Genomic DNA, 15,907 nt, shown 5'->3' on the forward strand with positions numbered 1-15,907 from the left:
AATCTGATATCGTTCTTCTTGGCTAAGGTGTTGATAGGTCATGGCTACTTTGACTTGCTGGTCTAGAAGCTATGGATACTAAGATATCCTTAGCCACTAGGCTTAGTTGTTCAAAGTTGCACTTCGTAGTTGAATCCACCGAACATAAAAAATCCCATTTCCTGATCGATAAAATGATGTGGAATGGAAATCGCTCTGACGATGTTGTGGTAATACACATCACTTCTGTTTTAAGAACAAAAGAAATGAAATTGAATTTATATAGTGAATTGGTAAAAGTGTTGACTGTCAATCCAGGAGTTAGAAAAGAGGATATCTTTGTAACTATTGTTGACAACACTCCAGAGAATTGGTCATTCGGCAAAGGACTTGCACAACTCTCAACCTGACATTTATTGGGTGTGCGTAATCGACCAGGGCCTGGGATGCCCAATCCCCCCCCCACAAGCGTTAATTAAAGTAACGCTCAAAAGACTAAACCCCCACTATCGCTAGTGAGGGTTTTTTCTGGTGGGCCCACCAGGACTTGAACCTGGGACCAAAAGATTATGCTTACCACTACAGTTTTCACTGCCTGTTTCCAAAAAGAATTGCTCTCTCACTCTTTGTTTTTCAAAACCTAAGAATATTTGGAACAACCGTCTAGCACTTCGTTACTCCAAAGTGATTTTTTATCAATCAGATACGGCTGTTAAAAAATTCTCAAAAGCCTAATTTGTTTTTCAACTGATCGCGTTGCTCGTGATACTTGCTTGGATTATCAGATCTTAATCTTTCTATATTTTGCAGCTTCCATTTAACCGAAGGGAAATCTTTAAAGTCATAAACACTCCAATCAGGACTTAGATCTTTGACGCTAAGCAGAAATTTCCGATCTTCTAAAGTTAGCCCACCCTGAATTGCCTCTAGCAAAGATTGTCTAGCCTTTTCAAAATCTGAATACGTAAATGGCTCAACACTCATCCCTTCAAATTGACTTTCTAGAATTTTTCGTTGATCCAATAAATTGGGCAATAAAACCTCGTTAATAGGAGCGCTACTTGAAAGCAGGTTGTATAAAAACCCTTGCTTGATTTCATCTGTAAAACCTTCGTTTTCCAAAAGATATTGGACATCAAATAAATCTCTAGGATGCTGACGATTTAATGCGGCACAAATCTTTCCGCCATATAGTTGACCAGTTGAGACAACATTGATTTCAACAAACCGATCAAACTCTTCTTGTGCTTTATCGCAAAGAATCATTTTTTGTGCTGGCGCAATTAAACCCCGCCCTACCGGATTAACTTCAACCTTGACTTGGGCTTTTGAAGATGTTGCAACCAATTTCTGGGTGTCCGTTTGATATTGAACTGCTACACCTAAAATTTTCTCAATTCGATTTTTCAATCTTTCTAGCGCAAGATGAATTTGTGACAAGCTTTCTTGACGATCCCCCAATGGTAAATAGGTTAAGTCAATATCCACTGACAGTCTGGGCATATTTCGTACAAAAAGGTTGATCGCTGTTCCACCATGCAATGCCAAAAACTCTTCCTGCGCCACCAAAGGAAGCACATCTAACAGCAACTCAATCTGGTCTCTGTAGTTACTTGTATTCAAGTAAGCCCCTTAGGTAGCGTGATTTGATATTTTGGATCTAATTGCCCACCTATGACTATGCTTCGTTTTCCAGAGCCTAAATTTACTTTACTCAAATCCACATGCTTAAACCAAGCATGTCCGGCTTTTTCGGCCATAAAAACAAACAACCTTTTCACCTTGATTGACTCGCAAGCCTCTAGTAATTTTTGCACCTGCAATGGTCTCAAATTATTAAGACCCTCCATCAACTCATAACACTCCACCAAATCTTGCTTTTTTGGAGCAAGATATAAGCACTCTAGAAATGCTCTCAGTGGACTAGATATTTTGATGGTGAAATTTTTAACTTCGAACTCTACTAGTTCGAGATTGGATGGAAGAAATGAAGTGCGATGGTATTCAACGGACACCCCCCAATCCGTACTTGAAAACCAAAGTGGTAAATGCTCCTTCCAATCCCCAAATAAACAAACCGCCGTAGTTTTTAGTTTTAAGTAGTGCAGTCTGCCTTGCAACTCCAAGGCTGACTTTCCACCAACATGGATAGAAGAATTGCGCTGGGATTGCAATGCATACAATGCGCCCTGATATCCAACCTCGTCACCAACACGCTTAACGGCACCACTTCCTACCGACGATATCCATCCACTTTTCTTATAACGATTGAGCAGTTGGCCGGATATGCCAGATTGCTTTAGCCATGAAGATAGATAGACTGCGCCAGATGGCCAATCACTGATTAAATGGTTTATTTTTTTGGAATTTATAAAACTCATAGTTTAATTTTACACAATAATTTAAACTTAAACTAGAAATAGTTTATTTTTATCTATGTAAAAAAACTATTAGTTTGTTTTTATGCAACAATTTAAACCTATTATTAATCGAGATAAGCCTTTTAAGCGATAAACTGTTGATTTGTAAGCAAAACTAATCCAATTAGCGCCTTAATTTGCAACCAATTTCAGACCAATATCCGCTCAATATAGGCTGTCAGTCAAAGATAACAATATCATTTGGATGGATTAAAGTTAGATACAAATGGTGGATCAGTTTTAGATGCAAATCAACAGGCTTGCAGCTCTTTTTTGAAACAGGTAAAAAGTCTGGAATCCAAGCGGCTCATGCGAATAAGCTAGGTAGGCAGCTAGCTAGATTACATGTTGCAAAAAAATGGGAAGATATGAATATACCTGGTTGGGGATTGCATCTTTTAAAAAATAAGCTAAAGGATCACTATTCAATTTCGGTAAATGGAAATTGGCGAATGACGTTTAAATTTGAAGGTGAAGATGTAGTACTTGTTGATTATCAAGATTATCACTAAAAGAATAGGAATAATGATGACTAAAATGTATAACCCACCCCACCCAGGCCTTACTCTGAAAGAGGACATTCTTCCAGCGTTAGAACTAGCCGTAACAGAAGCTTCAGAACAGCTTGGTGTAACTCGAGCTGCTTTTTCTAGAGTGATCAATGGTAAAGCTGGTATTTCTCCAGAAATGGCTCTTCGTATTGAGGCATGGTTAGGCGAGAAAAATGGAGGTAGTGCAAGCGTTTGGCTAGCTTTACAGGCAGCCTATGACTTATGGCAAGTTCGTAAATCTGGACTACCTAAAGTCACACATGCATTGATTCCAGTCTTAGCCTAATCAGAGACACTTTTCAATGTTTTATTTACACTGCTCAAAACAATTGTTAGATCGAGTCTCTTCAGGCGTCAACGAACCCGCTGGAAAGGGAGACAATATTTTGGGTAATTGGTATGCTAAGGCAATATTTTCAAAACCACAGGTAGCCTTGTTTGTAAATGAAAGAACCCTGCTACCAGTGTTGATGCCTCTAGCCCCAGCATCGAACTTAGTAGAGCGATTCCCACAATACCTATTTAAGATCTTGCTATCTCAAGGTGTAAGTGAATCTTTTATGCAACAGGAATTAAATCATCTTGAGAAGGTAATTTATTGCAAATCAACTAATCGCAGCATCATTGGTATTTTAAATATGTTCACCTATCACCTAGAAGGTTATCAGTCCATGCATTATGTAGATGATTGCTACTCACTCTCAATGATGATGGCCGATACTCCCTGTGGACCACTTTATAAAAGCACAATCACACCTGGTAATGCACTTAGGGAATTCGCTCTGAGCGGAACAATTCACTGATTTATAGATCCTGCACCAGCGTTACTTAAAGTAACGCTCAAATAAATACCAACCCGAAGATTGGTATTAGATTATTGGTGGGCCCACCAGGACTTGAACCTGGGACCAAAGGATTCCGGTTTGTGTTAGTTTCCTAACTCCCTAGACTATGCCTTTAGCTAAGATTGGGGTTAATCTTAGAACGACACTTACTAACCATCACTGCGGCTAGGCCGTCATTAAACCTAAGCACCAAATCCTCATAGATGACTAGTGCCTCAACATATAAGCCATTCATATAGAGATCAAATGCTTTTTTGGTAAAGATACAAAGCTCTTTTTCAATCTCTGTTGGGGCTGTCTCAGCATCGCCATCCTTCACGCCCATTAATTCATAAATAATTAACTCGCCCTTACGGCCTTTGACGGTAATTTGGTCAATTGGCCTAACCCACAATCTTTCACCCGCCTCTTTAAACAGGGAGTGGCTAATACAAATATCGGTATTAAATTCTTTATTGATTCCTTCTAGCCGTGCCGCTATATTGACCCCATCGCCCATGACGGTATAACTTAGGCGCTCAGCTGAGCCAATATTACCCACCAAGACTGCATCAGAGTGAATACCAATGCGCACGACTAAGGGGGGGTTTTCTTCTGCGACTAGTTTTTCATTTAAGAAAACCATGCGTCTTTTGGTCTTAAAAGCTGCTACGCAAGCATGGTAAGCGTGATTTTGATTCAATAAAGGAGCGCCCCAAAAGGCCATAACTGAGTCGCCAATAAATTTATCAATTGTTCCGCCCTCTTCCTTAATCGCATATGTCATCAACTCTAAATAGGATGAAACTCGTAATAGCAGCTCTCTGGAAGGAGTGATTTCAGAAAGGGTGGAGAAGTCTTTTAAATCAGAAAAAAGAACAGTAAGATAACGACTCTCACCACCCAATTCAATATCTTTACCTGAACTTAGAAGATCATTGACGAGGTCCCGAGGTACGTAAGAGGTAAAGGCGGAAATTGTGCTTTTTAGTTTCGTGATTGCATTTGCCAGGGTATTAATTTCAGTAATATTTTCGCGAATCTTAAATTTCTCATGGGTTTTAAAATTAATTAGGGCTTCAATCTCCCTTGTTAAAAGCTCTAAAGGTCTAGAAATATAATTAGCTAAAAAATAAATTACCCCAATCTGAAATAAAACCGCAAGAATACCCAATAAAAGAATGAGATTATTATTTTCTCTTAGCGGCCCAGCAAAATCATTTAAAGGCGTCACAATCAAGATGAGCCATTTTTTTACAAATTCCTTAGGTAAGCTAGTGATGATGCCCACGAATTCTTCTTGTGATGTGGGATCTTTAAAAATAAAGGGGGCCAAGACATTGTCTGGCTTAAGAGTCATGGCGATTGATGGAACTTTTGAAGTCATTGAATAAATCTGATTCATATTCAATACTCCACCAATTTCCTTAGCTGCGTCCTTCTGGTTTGAACTCGCAACTATTAACCCATGCTCATCAAGCAATAGATTGAAGCCATTTTTACTAATTAATTGCTCATTTAAAAATTTGCCTATCGAATCAAGAGATAAATCAATTGCAACTACCCCAGTAATATTTTTATCTACGTAAAATGGACTTGCGATAGAAAGGCCCGAAGCACCAGATTTTTTAATATAAGGCTCAGAAATAATCAGCTTTCCAGCTTTTGCAGCCTCCTTATACCAATCACGCGTCTTAGGAATGTAGGGCTCATCACTTGAAGAAGATCCTACTTCCTGATTTTTATCATCAAAGTAAACATACTTATATACATTTGGCTCTTTGGAGCGCTTATCAATCCATCGTAAAGCATATTTTGCTGTTGGCGGAACAGGCTTACCTTGTAATTTATCATCAGCTTTAACCCTCCGAACAGAGCGAAATGAGCCATCCTCAAAGCCAACGTCAACACTCAAGATATTAGGCGAAGAATTTAAATGACTTAATAAATAATTCCACGATTTAGGTGCCCCGAAAAAAGCGGGGTCGGCTGAGGCTAATTGACTTGTAGAAATAACCAATAGCTCTACCGGCCCAAATAGCTCTTTAATTTTTAAATTAGTAATAATTTGTAGATTAGAAATATGCTTAGTAGCAGTTTCTCTAATCATTTTTTCATTCGAGGCATAAGTAAACCAGATCATCGAAATAAATATCGGGACTACTAATAGGATGAATAAAAAAACGATACTGGGCCTTAAGCGAACCTTGAGATGCCTAGTTTTTTTAAAAAATAATGTCATCGTATTAGTGCCGCGCTATCCAAGGCGGTCCTATTTTGCAAATACTTAATCGCAATAAATTTTCCTGCATATTGGAGAGGATAAACCATTACCTTAAAAGCGCTTTAAAAGACCAAACCCCCCACCATTGCTGATGAGGGTTTGTGTACGACTCGACACATAGTTAACACTTTATACCGGACACATACTTTACAGTTTTAGGCATAGGAGGGACCACTCTATGCCGTGGAATGAAAGTACTGGGTATATGTAACCATGTGATCGGTACCGGACGTAAAGCATGTGTCCGGTACGGACCTTAGATTATTGGTGGGCCCACCAGGACTTGAACCTGGGACCAAAGGATTCCGGTTTGTGTTAGTTTCCTAACTCCCTGGACTATGCCTTCACCATATGCTCGCGCACTTAGGTGGGTGCCGTCTAGTCGCCTGTAGGTAAAATTTCAAAATGTTTGACATCCACCAGGCCAATTAAACATTCAGATAACCTTATTAGGTTACTGGAGTCATTAGTTCTAATCGTCATTTTGTATTGAAATAATGACCCATCGCCAATTAACTGGTAACTAATTCCTTCAACCTTAAAGCCATGTTTAGAAAGCAATTCTTTCACCACAATTTGGCTGGGTGTTTTATCCCTTGAATAGGTGATTGTATTATTTACATAGTGATGTGATGGAATCTTTGCCTCAATCCATCTAAATAATGACAAGGTAACAAGTGCCAAGACAGTTGCGATAATTGCAGGGAAATAAAATCCAATCCCAAAAAGAATACCAATTGCAGCCGTTATCCAAATGGAAGCTGCTGTTGTTAAGCCCCTAACATTTAAGCCCTTCTTAAATATAACACCCGCCCCTAAAAAGCCAATACCCGTCATAATTCCCTGAGCCATACGGGTTGGATCGGTCCTAAATAGCTCGCTGTTATCTACAGTTATCCAAATGCTTTGAAATGCGGTCACCGACATTAGCAAACTAGATGCAAGGCAAACTAGGGCATGCGTTCTAAATCCTGCCGGGCGACCATGGAGACTTCTTTCCATGCCGATAATTCCTCCGGCAATCAAAGAGGTAAGAAGGTTTGTTGTGATTAGGAGCGAGGTTTGATCCATTGCCACCCTTTAAACAAATATGTATTCACTTACATTGGCCATTGAAGTCTGCTGACTAAACTCCATTTAATACATAATCAAATATTTCATAACTTTTCAACGTTCCAGATGCGGCTTTTAACTTATAGGCCTCATTCATTGGCTTATTGATAATGATGGGAACCTTAGCCTCCGAAGTGCCACCATGTGTTCTTAGGCGATGGCCTTCTAAGCCCTTTAAGTCATGATTTGCAGCAGATGAACCTATGCAGACATCTGCTCTTGAAATCACAACAACATCTGCCTCACGATCAGCGGGCAATTCAAAAAGCTTACAAGCACTATCTTTATTCAATACCTGTTCAATGCCGTCTATACCTGCAATGACTTCAATGATCTCTTTTGGGGTTGCTTTGCCCCTACACCAAACACGCACAAATCCACCTAATGCGCCGTGATGACCAACATATGCATCCGTAATTGGGCATATAACCTGAGCATCACCTTTGCCAAACTTAGCATCCAAAATATCCTGAAGCCAGATAACGTTTGGCTTTCCAGCAGAATTTGACTTGTCATTCATGCCGTGGTCTGCAGTCAGCGCAATAGTCGCCCCCAATGTATCCAACTCTCCAAAGCATTTATCTAGTTCTTGATAGAAGATGCGAGCACCCTCTTCATTTGGCGCAAACTTATGCTGCACCCAATCAGTTAGTGATAGATACATTAAATCAGGCCGGTCACGCTTTAAGATTTGAATGCCAGCCTTTAGCACAAACAAAGAAAGCTCCATTGAATAAATGTCTGGCTGAGGCATTCCAGCCAGATCTAATACATTCTCAATGCCATTCTCAGCCATGGTGCAACTACCAGAAAACTCTGAAGAAAAAGAAATGCTACCGTTACTCAAATCTAAATTCTTTCCAAGTTGCTTTCTAAGTTTATCTTTAGCGGTAATTGAAACAACCTTAGCTCCAGCTTTTGCAAATCCAGAAAGAATAGTGTCACCACGCAATAAATCTGGTCCAGTCATGACAACCGGCTCCCATGTCTTGGTATCTAAATAGTAGTTTCCTGAAATGCCATGTGCAGACGCAGGCGTTCCTGTGATGATGGACATATTATTTGGGCACGTAAAGCTAGGCATAGTGCCGTCAGCAATCACACTAAAACCCTCTTTAATAAATTTTGCAATATTAGGAATTGATCCATCCGCAAGAAATTGTTTCAAATACGCTGGATCGCCTCCATCTATACATACCACGACTGCTGGCGATATAGGCCAGGCATATTTTTTTTGATTAACCTCTACCTGAGTCTTCTTGGAGTCTTGATTCATAGTCATTTCTTCCTACCTATTTAAATTAAGCGCTTCATATAAACGCTTTTTACTATCCATTACATGATCAAAGAGCAACTTTTCTGATAAATCTACATCACCGGATTCAATAGCCTTCACTATTTGTTCATGATTTTTGGTTGAGATCTGAATATTGGAAACATTTTTTTCAAATGTCGCTCTACGAAATAGAGTTAATTCATTCGTTACACGGCGGTAGTTCATTACCAATGCAGGATTGTGGGCTGCTAACGCAAGATGTTCATGAAAGGCTATATTCAATGGAAAGTAAGCAACAAAATCATTTTGTGCTGCCGCTACTTTCATCTCCTTAATGAGCTCTTTGAGTTTCTTTAATTGCGCCTTTGTAATTCGCTCGGCAGCCAGCCTACCAATTAACCCATCTAAAGCTGCGCGAACCTCGTAAATATGTCCAACTTCATCAAGCGAGATTTGCCTTACCGACATTCCGCGATTTTTCTCATTAACAACCAAGCCAGCCTGCTCCAATGAGCGTAATGCTTCGCGTACTGGGCCTCTAGATATTCGCAACTGATTTGCTATTCCCGCCTCTGTCAGTTTTTCGCCAGAAGTTAACTCCCCGGAAATAATCTGACGCTCAATCTCTCTTTCAACTAGATTACTTAAGGAATGCTCACGCAATAGCTCAAATGCGCTATTTTGAATACTTAAGCCAATCTTCTCTTCAGTGCGATTCATTTCATTCCCGCCGTATTAGTTGTGTCATTAGATCAGTTTTATGGTATATTGTCAACAATATACAGTAAAAGTATCATAAAATTGAAATAAATGATTGTTAGGCTATGAGGCCAAGGAGACCATCAATGAACCTAGTACTAGTTTCAAAGCACGTAATACGCCTAATCACTTTAGTGATTGTCATGTTGACAGTTACACAGCCAGCGCTTGCCCAGTCGGATTGGCCTAATAAATCAATCAAACTTATAGTGCCCTTTCCACCTGGTGGTGGCACTGATACTTTCGCCAGACCTTTAGCAGCGCAATTGTCAAAAGAGTTGGGGCAGCAAGTTGTTGTTGAAAACAAGGGGGGAGCCGGCGGAACCATTGGGGCTGCAATAGCGGCTAAATCTCCATCAGATGGCTACACCATTTTTATGGGTGCCGTTCACCATACTGTTGCCGAGAGTATTTACAAAAATCTACCGTACAACCTAGAAAAGGATCTCATTCCAATAAGAGGAGTTGCTTTTGTTCCAGATGTCCTTGTTGTTAACAATAAGCTGCCAATTCAAAGTGTAAAAGAATTAATTCAATACTCTAAAAGTAATCCTGGCAAAGTCAACTACGGCTCCTCTGGCAACGGCACCACGAGACATCTTGCTGGTGAGATTTTTAATAAATTGACAGGTACTTCGCTTGTACATGTGCCCTATAAGGGATCCGGCCCTGCAATGGTTGCCCTCATGAGTGGTGAAGTTGATCTAATCTTTGAGGGTCTGGGTAGCGCAGCAACCTATATCCGCGCGGGTACCATTCGTCCATTGGCAGTTACGTCACCACAAAGATCTCCAGCATTTCCAGAAATACCCACAATGGCTGAAGCCGGCGTACTCGGATTTGAATCAATATCTTGGTATGGATTTTGGGTTCCAGCTAGCACACCCCAAACCATTCAAGATAAGCTCTTCGTCGCAACAACTAAAGCCCTCAACTCTCCTGAGATTAAAACTCTCTGGGCCAACCAAGGGGCTGATACTGGGCCCAGCACACAAAAACTTTTTATTCAGTATGTTAAAGATGAGACTGATAAGTGGGGTAAGGTTGCAAAGTCAGCTAACGTAACCATTGACTAACTAAGCGTTACCTAAAGTAACACTCAAAATACAAAACCCCCCACCATTTCTGAACTGACCCACAAAAGTTGGACACCCAATCCAACTAAAAGGGGTCAGTTCATTCTGATGAGGGGTTGCTTTGCTGGTGGGCCCACCAGGACTTGAACCTGGGACCAAAGGATTCCCCTTAAAACCCTAAATACGCATTGCTTTTTGTGGTGCGCGACTTGTTCGGCGGTTTGCGGATAGCGAACCACGTGAAAGCCAACTCAGACAGTCTATTTTTAATTCATCCCGAAGCGTTCGCACTGCCTCAATTTCCCAGAGGTTATTTACTTCACCCGGATCAGAGCTTAAATCGTAAAGTTCGCCATAGCTGTCATCAAGATATAGAACAATTTTCCATCGAGTATCTCGTCGCATCAGAATAAACTCACTACCAGTTTGTATATGATCACGCGCAAGTTCTGCATAAACTACATCGCGTGGCACATAATCTGGCAAACGCATCAAGGACCCCCATAATGATTTAGCTTCAAATTCTTCAGGGATATTTAATCCCGCCGTCTCTAGAATAGTTGGAGCAATGTCAAACATCTGCACTAGATCGTTGCGAATACCCGGCTTTATATCTAGATTTTTTGACCAAAATATTAGTGGCACTCGCACAACAGAGTCATACATAGTCCACTTTTGAATATGGCCATGATCACCTAAAGCATCAGCATGGTCAGACGTAAAGATCACTAGAGCATTATCAAGATACCCTCGATCATCAAGCGACTTCATTATTTGGCCTACCTGCTGATCAATCATGCTTACGTTCGCTGCATAGTGACGACGCAAATTAAGAAGATCATCTTGACTGGGGTGGTTTCTCCAGGCAATTGAATCAAAATTAAAGTCAATCATATTTTCTCGAAGCTGATGCTGGGCATTTGGCTGAGCCTCAATCTCTGCTTCTTTCACAATTGGTAATGGAATGTCAGTATCTTTATAAGCGGCCAATGCCTCTGGCAATGGATCATATGGAGGATGTGGTCCAGGAAAGCCAATCTGCAAGAAAAGTGGGTCTTTATTTTTTCGATCATCAATCCACCAGCAAGCCATTTCACCAATAAAGTTATCTGGATGCATATCTGGATCAAGGTCCCAGGCGAATGCTCCAAGTGCTTTTTTAAATTTTTCTGGGTCAGATTCAAAACGATTATAGCGAGACGGCTTAATTAATTTACGTGCATGTAAGGCCTTATCCCATTCATCATAGATTGCACGATCACGTTCTTCAAGAAAAAGTGGGCGATCCTTATTTTCGATAATGAAACGCTGATGAAATCCGCCTGGAGCATCGTAAGGGTTAATATGCATCTTACCTATATTTACACAGTGATAACCTTGGTTAGCTAAGCTGCTTACCCAAGTAGGTTCCCAGGGCTGGAAATTGCTAAAAACCTGACACCCATGAGGGTACCTTCCGGTAAACAAACTAGCGCGAGAGCCAACACAAACTGGAGAAGTAACAAAACATTCCGTGTAAGCAGCGCCCTCATTTGCTAATCGATCTAGATTCGGTGTTTTCATCCATGGAGCGCCTAATGCTCCAATCGTATCTGCCCTTTGTTGATCGGTCATGATTAAAATAATATTTGGACGTATCATTTCTTTTGTCATTCTGGCTTAATCTCCGCAGTTGTAATCACAGTCTTCCATTTATCTAATTCATTTTTTTGAAATGCAAGAAATTTCGTCGGCCCTGTAACTGAAATCTCATCACCTTGTAGGGCTAATTTTTCCCGTAATGCTGGAGATTTTGCCGCTGCAGCAGTTGCCTCATATAACCTCTGAATGATAGGCTGTGGAGTTCCTGCGGGCGCAAACAATCCAAACCAAGCGGAGGCAACAATGTCATAACCCATTTCCTTTAGCGTGGGTATATCTGGAAGAACGGAGGAGCGAGACGCGCCAGTGGTAGCTAGAATTCGAACACGGCCGGCTTGCGCTTGCGTAAGGACTACTGGCAGATGATTTTGTGTAAATAGAACTTCATTGGAAAGCACCGCAACCACAGCCTGACTACCTCCGGGATATGGAATATGCATAGCTTTTGTTCCTGTTTTTTGCTTTAATAATTCAACAGAAAGATGTGGAAATGTTCCTATGCCATTGGAAGAATAGTTGACACTATCACCTTTATTCTTCAGTATTTTAAAAAACTCATCGATTGACGCAATGCCAGAGGCTTTGTTTACAGTCAGCGCTAAAGGCCCCTCAGTAAATTGCGTAATTGCTACAAAATCTTTAATAGGCTCATATCGCAACTGCTTATACATTGCAGGCGCAAAAGCATGGGTTGCGGCGCCACCTAATATGATCGTATAGCCATCAGCAGGTGCGCGCGCGACAAATTCAGCGCCGATTGTCCCGCCTGCCCCAGGTTTGTTAACTACAATCACCTGCTTCCCAAGCTCACGGCTCAACTGGTCAGCAAGCAAGCGGCCAGTAATATCAACAACACCTCCGGGGGGGTATGGAACCACTAATTGAATTGGCTTATTTGGATATTCCTGAGCTACTGCTAGGCCCGATATCCATAAATTGAACAATAGCAGTACTGTATTTCGAATCAATATGCGCACATCTATCCCCTTTCAATACCTGTTAGAGTGATTTTTTATAATCTGCATATCATTCTATATTTAATCAGACTTGTCAATCTATAATTAAACATTAAAAATTAAGGGAATAGGGCCAGATAAAAAATGCGGCATTTTTTTCAATACAGCGCCAGCCCACTATATGCACAAGCGGCCGATGCAATGCGGGAACGTATTGTGAAAGGGGTATGGCCAATTGGGATGCGCATCCCCTCGCTGCCCCTTCTCTCTAAAGAATTTGGAGTTGCATCAATCACAATTCGTCAGGCTGTACAGCTTTTAAAGGAGGAGGGCTTGCTTCAGCCAGAGCAAGGTCGCGGCACTTTTGTAAAAGCAAAACCGTTGGTTCACCCGCAAATGCAAGTGGTGAGCTCACTAGTTGCCCTTGCAGATCTGTACCGAGAGCTTACACCCCGACTGATTCCAATCTCAGAAGGAATAGCAAAACCAAAGATAGAATCAGATGATGGAATTCCAGCGCCAAAATACCATCTATTGCGTCGCGTCCACTCTTATGAAAAACAGCTGACCTCTGTTATTTCAGCATACATTGATGAGCGAATATTTAAACTTGCTCCAAAGCGTTTCAGAAATGAGCTTGTAATCCCAGTTCTAATGGATCTTAAATCAGTCAAAATAGCATCGGCAAGACAAATCTTGACAATTTCTACGGCAGGTGTAGAGGCTGCAAATGCATTAAACATATCGGTGAGCGCCCCTGTTGCAGAAATTAGGCGAGTATTTTGTGCGCCTGATGGCACTGTGATTTATTTAGGAGAGTTAACTTATCGCGCTGATTTTATTCGGCTTGATATGGACCTCCTGGCCTAAATAATAAAGCTGTTGGTCGTGAGAGTACTTAAACCACAAGCGTTACTTAAAGTAACGCTCAAAAAAAATACCAACCCTAGAGTTGGTATTAGATTATTGGTGGGCCCACTAGGACTTGAACCTGGGTCTAGGAGGCTGGATTGTGAAGGCTCTTTGATTGACTATTTTTGTAGTGGAGCAACTTCCTGAACGGCGGGTTACCAGAAAAAAATGTGAAAGCAGTATTGGAGAATTAACTAAAGTTTTATTTTTACTTCTAGCGATTAATGCAGGAATTAGTTTTTGAGCATTTATCATTGATAACTGCTACTCCTTGAATTTCAATCAACATCCCTGGTACGGCTAGGTTTGAAACAGTAATCATGGCGCTAGCGGGAAACTTACCCTCTGGAAATATATCAGCACGAACTTTAGAGAGGATCAGGCCATTGCGAGGATCGGTAATGAATGTAGTGGTAGTAACAATATCTTTAAGGCTACCGCCAGCATGTTTGAGGGTTTTTTCCATTAAAGCAAAAATTGTTCGTACTTGTGCCTCGAAATCACCTTTAATATCTTTCCCATTGAGATCAGTAATGGCTGTTTCACTAGATAACCAGATGGTTCGGCCGCTCTCTGTTACTACAGCCGGTGAATAAGTCCGCCCTTTTCCTGCATCAGTTTGACCCATGAATTCAGCAGCATATGCTGTAGTAGTCAGAATGTAGAAAGATACAAATACAACTAAAAATACTAAGCGCTTCATGGGCTTCTCCTGATAGGACAAAACAGTATGCCATTACTACTTAGACTAAAATTAATTACTGACTTTGCCTAAAGTAACGCTCAAAAAAATACCAACCCTTGAGTTGGTATTAGATTCTTGGTGGGCCCACCAGGACTTGAACCTAAAATAGGAGTTTGAGGGAACTCGGGTGACGTATCAAGCTACGCTAACTTAGCCGCACTGTGGGTCGTAATTATTGCCATTCAGTTTGGAGCTTCACCAAGGTACGCGCTTTGTGATTCTTTGCATCATGCCGAACTGTTACTACGCGATCTCCTACTGCAAGGTTTGTGGGCAAATCTACGACATTTACGATGACCTCTCTTTCGGGAGCTGCTAATCGCCCGCTCATTAAGTCACCTGCCATTAGTGTCACTTGGCGATTTTTTATGGCAGATACCTGCCCCACTTCTTCATGTATCGTAAGCTTGTCCAATGCGTCAATGGATATCAGCATGAAGCGCATCGGCGTTTGACCGTTATTGCGAAAGTACCACATCTCTTCGTTTGGGTTGAAGAAGCAGACCTTCGGCGCTGGACCACATGTATTGAGCAGCCTTCCTCCTAGTCCGTATGCTGTTAGCGTTCCTTGCATAATGTGAATCAACTTCGGCCCACTTGTATGCCAGGGCGTACGCGCACCCGGAGGATGGGTACGTTCAATAGCGGTAATCTTCACCTTGCCTTGCGGGAGATCCGAAGTCTCAATGTTTAGCACATCCTGTCGCCCGCTAGTATCTTGTTCATGTGCATTGGCCATGGGTGAAAGCGCAATGACGCTAGCAGTACATAGCATCCCAATAGCAAATTTCATAATCCCTCTTCGACAAAAGTTATCACGGACTACCTCCATATATAGAGTGTAAATGCTCTTCAGTTGTACGACTCGACACATAGTTAACACTTTATACCGGACACATACTTAACAGTTTTTGGCATAGGAGGGACCACTCTATGCCGTGGAATGAAAGTACTGGGTATATGTAAACCATGTGATCAGTACCGGACGTAAAGCATGTGTCCGGTACGGACCTTTTTATTTCTGGTGGGCCCACCAGGACTTGAACCTGGGACCAAAGGATTATGCTTACCACTACAGTTTTCACTGCCTGTTTCCAGTTTGTAGTCTGGACTGTCTCTTGTCTTTACGACCTACCCGTACAGTCTCTACACCTTCTAAGCATTACTACTTAGCTTGGCTCGGGATTACCACGCTGTTACACAGAGGCTTCCCCGAATTTGAGTAGTTCTACATATGAGCAGAGCTAACTTACTCATATGCAACCCACTAGCAATAAACCCTGGCACTTTTGATGCTGTAGGTTTAGTGCAGTTAAGTCCTCTGCTCTAACCAACTGAGCTATGGGCCCTAAAACTCGTACATTAATCTTA

General features: G+C 41.4%; 16 protein-coding genes. 6 read left to right on the top strand and 10 right to left on the bottom strand.

Features of this window, described 5'->3' with window-relative positions; all coding sequences use genetic code 11:
- Positions 1-71 precede the first annotated feature (71 nt).
- Positions 72-389, top strand: a complete 318-nt coding sequence (locus tag LZT22_RS09800; RefSeq protein ID WP_255700957.1) for a tautomerase family protein — start codon at positions 72-74, stop codon at positions 387-389.
- Between the two features lie 313 nt (positions 390-702).
- Here LZT22_RS09800 and LZT22_RS09805 read toward each other — a convergent pair whose 3' ends face one another.
- Together LZT22_RS09805 and LZT22_RS09810 are read right to left on the bottom strand one after the other, a co-directional pair.
- The gene (locus LZT22_RS09805) at positions 703-1,602 is read right to left on the bottom strand and encodes a nucleotidyl transferase AbiEii/AbiGii toxin family protein (RefSeq protein WP_233925001.1); all 900 of its coding nucleotides are present in this window, start codon (positions 1,600-1,602) and stop codon (positions 703-705) included.
- A complete protein-coding gene (locus LZT22_RS09810) occupies positions 1,599-2,360 on the bottom strand; it encodes a type IV toxin-antitoxin system AbiEi family antitoxin (protein WP_233925002.1) in 762 nt (253 codons plus the stop codon). Before LZT22_RS09810 ends, LZT22_RS09805 begins: the two co-directional genes overlap by 4 nt.
- A 176-nt stretch (positions 2,361-2,536) precedes the next feature.
- On the opposite strand from LZT22_RS09810, the gene LZT22_RS09815 reads away from it, so the two are divergent.
- From LZT22_RS09815 to LZT22_RS09825, 3 genes are read left to right on the top strand one after another with little or no spacing between them, the layout of a single operon-like run.
- Positions 2,537-2,911 carry a type II toxin-antitoxin system RelE/ParE family toxin gene (locus LZT22_RS09815; protein ID WP_370635216.1) on the top strand — a complete coding sequence of 125 codons (375 nt, stop codon included), beginning with the start codon at positions 2,537-2,539 and terminating at the stop codon, positions 2,909-2,911.
- A gap of 16 nt (positions 2,912-2,927) precedes the next feature.
- Complete coding sequence (locus LZT22_RS09820) at positions 2,928-3,236, top strand: HigA family addiction module antitoxin (protein WP_233925004.1); 309 nt, start codon at positions 2,928-2,930, stop codon at positions 3,234-3,236.
- A gap of 16 nt (positions 3,237-3,252) precedes the next feature.
- Positions 3,253-3,753, top strand: a complete 501-nt coding sequence (locus LZT22_RS09825) for a hypothetical protein (RefSeq protein ID WP_233925006.1) — start codon at positions 3,253-3,255, stop codon at positions 3,751-3,753.
- A 154-nt stretch (positions 3,754-3,907) separates the two neighbouring features.
- On the opposite strand, the gene LZT22_RS09830 is transcribed toward LZT22_RS09825, so the two are convergent.
- The 4 genes from LZT22_RS09830 to LZT22_RS09845 form a co-directional block, all read right to left on the bottom strand.
- Positions 3,908-5,917, bottom strand: a complete 2,010-nt coding sequence (locus tag LZT22_RS09830) for an adenylate/guanylate cyclase domain-containing protein (protein ID WP_233925008.1) — start codon at positions 5,915-5,917, stop codon at positions 3,908-3,910.
- A gap of 519 nt (positions 5,918-6,436) precedes the next feature.
- Positions 6,437-7,129, bottom strand: coding sequence for an MgtC/SapB family protein (locus tag LZT22_RS09835; protein ID WP_233925010.1), 693 nt, complete (start codon positions 7,127-7,129; stop codon positions 6,437-6,439).
- A gap of 55 nt (positions 7,130-7,184) precedes the next feature.
- Positions 7,185-8,447 (bottom strand): phosphonoacetate hydrolase, encoded by a 1,263-nt coding sequence (gene phnA, locus LZT22_RS09840; protein WP_233925012.1) that lies wholly within the window; start codon positions 8,445-8,447, stop codon positions 7,185-7,187.
- A gap of 12 nt (positions 8,448-8,459) precedes the next feature.
- Complete coding sequence (locus LZT22_RS09845; protein WP_233925013.1) at positions 8,460-9,167, bottom strand: FCD domain-containing protein; 708 nt, start codon at positions 9,165-9,167, stop codon at positions 8,460-8,462.
- A gap of 125 nt (positions 9,168-9,292) precedes the next feature.
- Between LZT22_RS09845 and LZT22_RS09850 the strand changes: the two genes are divergently transcribed.
- Positions 9,293-10,282: a tripartite tricarboxylate transporter substrate binding protein gene (locus tag LZT22_RS09850; RefSeq protein WP_233925014.1), complete on the top strand. Its 990-nt coding sequence runs from the start codon at positions 9,293-9,295 to the stop codon at positions 10,280-10,282.
- Positions 10,283-10,459: 177 nt separating this feature from the next.
- Here the strand turns inward: LZT22_RS09850 and LZT22_RS09855 are convergent, their stop codons facing one another.
- Positions 10,460-11,935: a sulfatase gene (locus tag LZT22_RS09855; protein ID WP_233925015.1), complete on the bottom strand. Its 1,476-nt coding sequence runs from the start codon at positions 11,933-11,935 to the stop codon at positions 10,460-10,462.
- Entirely contained in the window at positions 11,932-12,900 is a 969-nt protein-coding gene (locus LZT22_RS09860; protein ID WP_233925016.1) for a tripartite tricarboxylate transporter substrate binding protein, read from the bottom strand. The genes LZT22_RS09855 and LZT22_RS09860 overlap by 4 nt, the downstream gene beginning before the upstream one ends.
- A gap of 123 nt (positions 12,901-13,023) precedes the next feature.
- On the opposite strand from LZT22_RS09860, the gene LZT22_RS09865 reads away from it, so the two are divergent.
- A complete protein-coding gene (locus LZT22_RS09865) occupies positions 13,024-13,749 on the top strand; it encodes a GntR family transcriptional regulator (protein WP_233925017.1) in 726 nt (241 codons plus the stop codon).
- A 256-nt stretch (positions 13,750-14,005) separates the two neighbouring features.
- Here the strand turns inward: LZT22_RS09865 and LZT22_RS09870 are convergent, their stop codons facing one another.
- Positions 14,006-14,494 carry a RidA family protein gene (locus LZT22_RS09870; protein WP_233925018.1) on the bottom strand — a complete coding sequence of 163 codons (489 nt, stop codon included), beginning with the start codon at positions 14,492-14,494 and terminating at the stop codon, positions 14,006-14,008.
- 214 nt (positions 14,495-14,708) lie between these two features.
- The gene (locus LZT22_RS09875) at positions 14,709-15,329 is read right to left on the bottom strand and encodes a hypothetical protein (protein ID WP_233925019.1); all 621 of its coding nucleotides are present in this window, start codon (positions 15,327-15,329) and stop codon (positions 14,709-14,711) included.
- Positions 15,330-15,907: the final 578 nt, after the last annotated feature.

This window comes from Polynucleobacter sp. IMCC 29146, assembly GCF_021395195.1.
Taxonomy (GTDB): domain Bacteria; phylum Pseudomonadota; class Gammaproteobacteria; order Burkholderiales; family Burkholderiaceae; genus Polynucleobacter.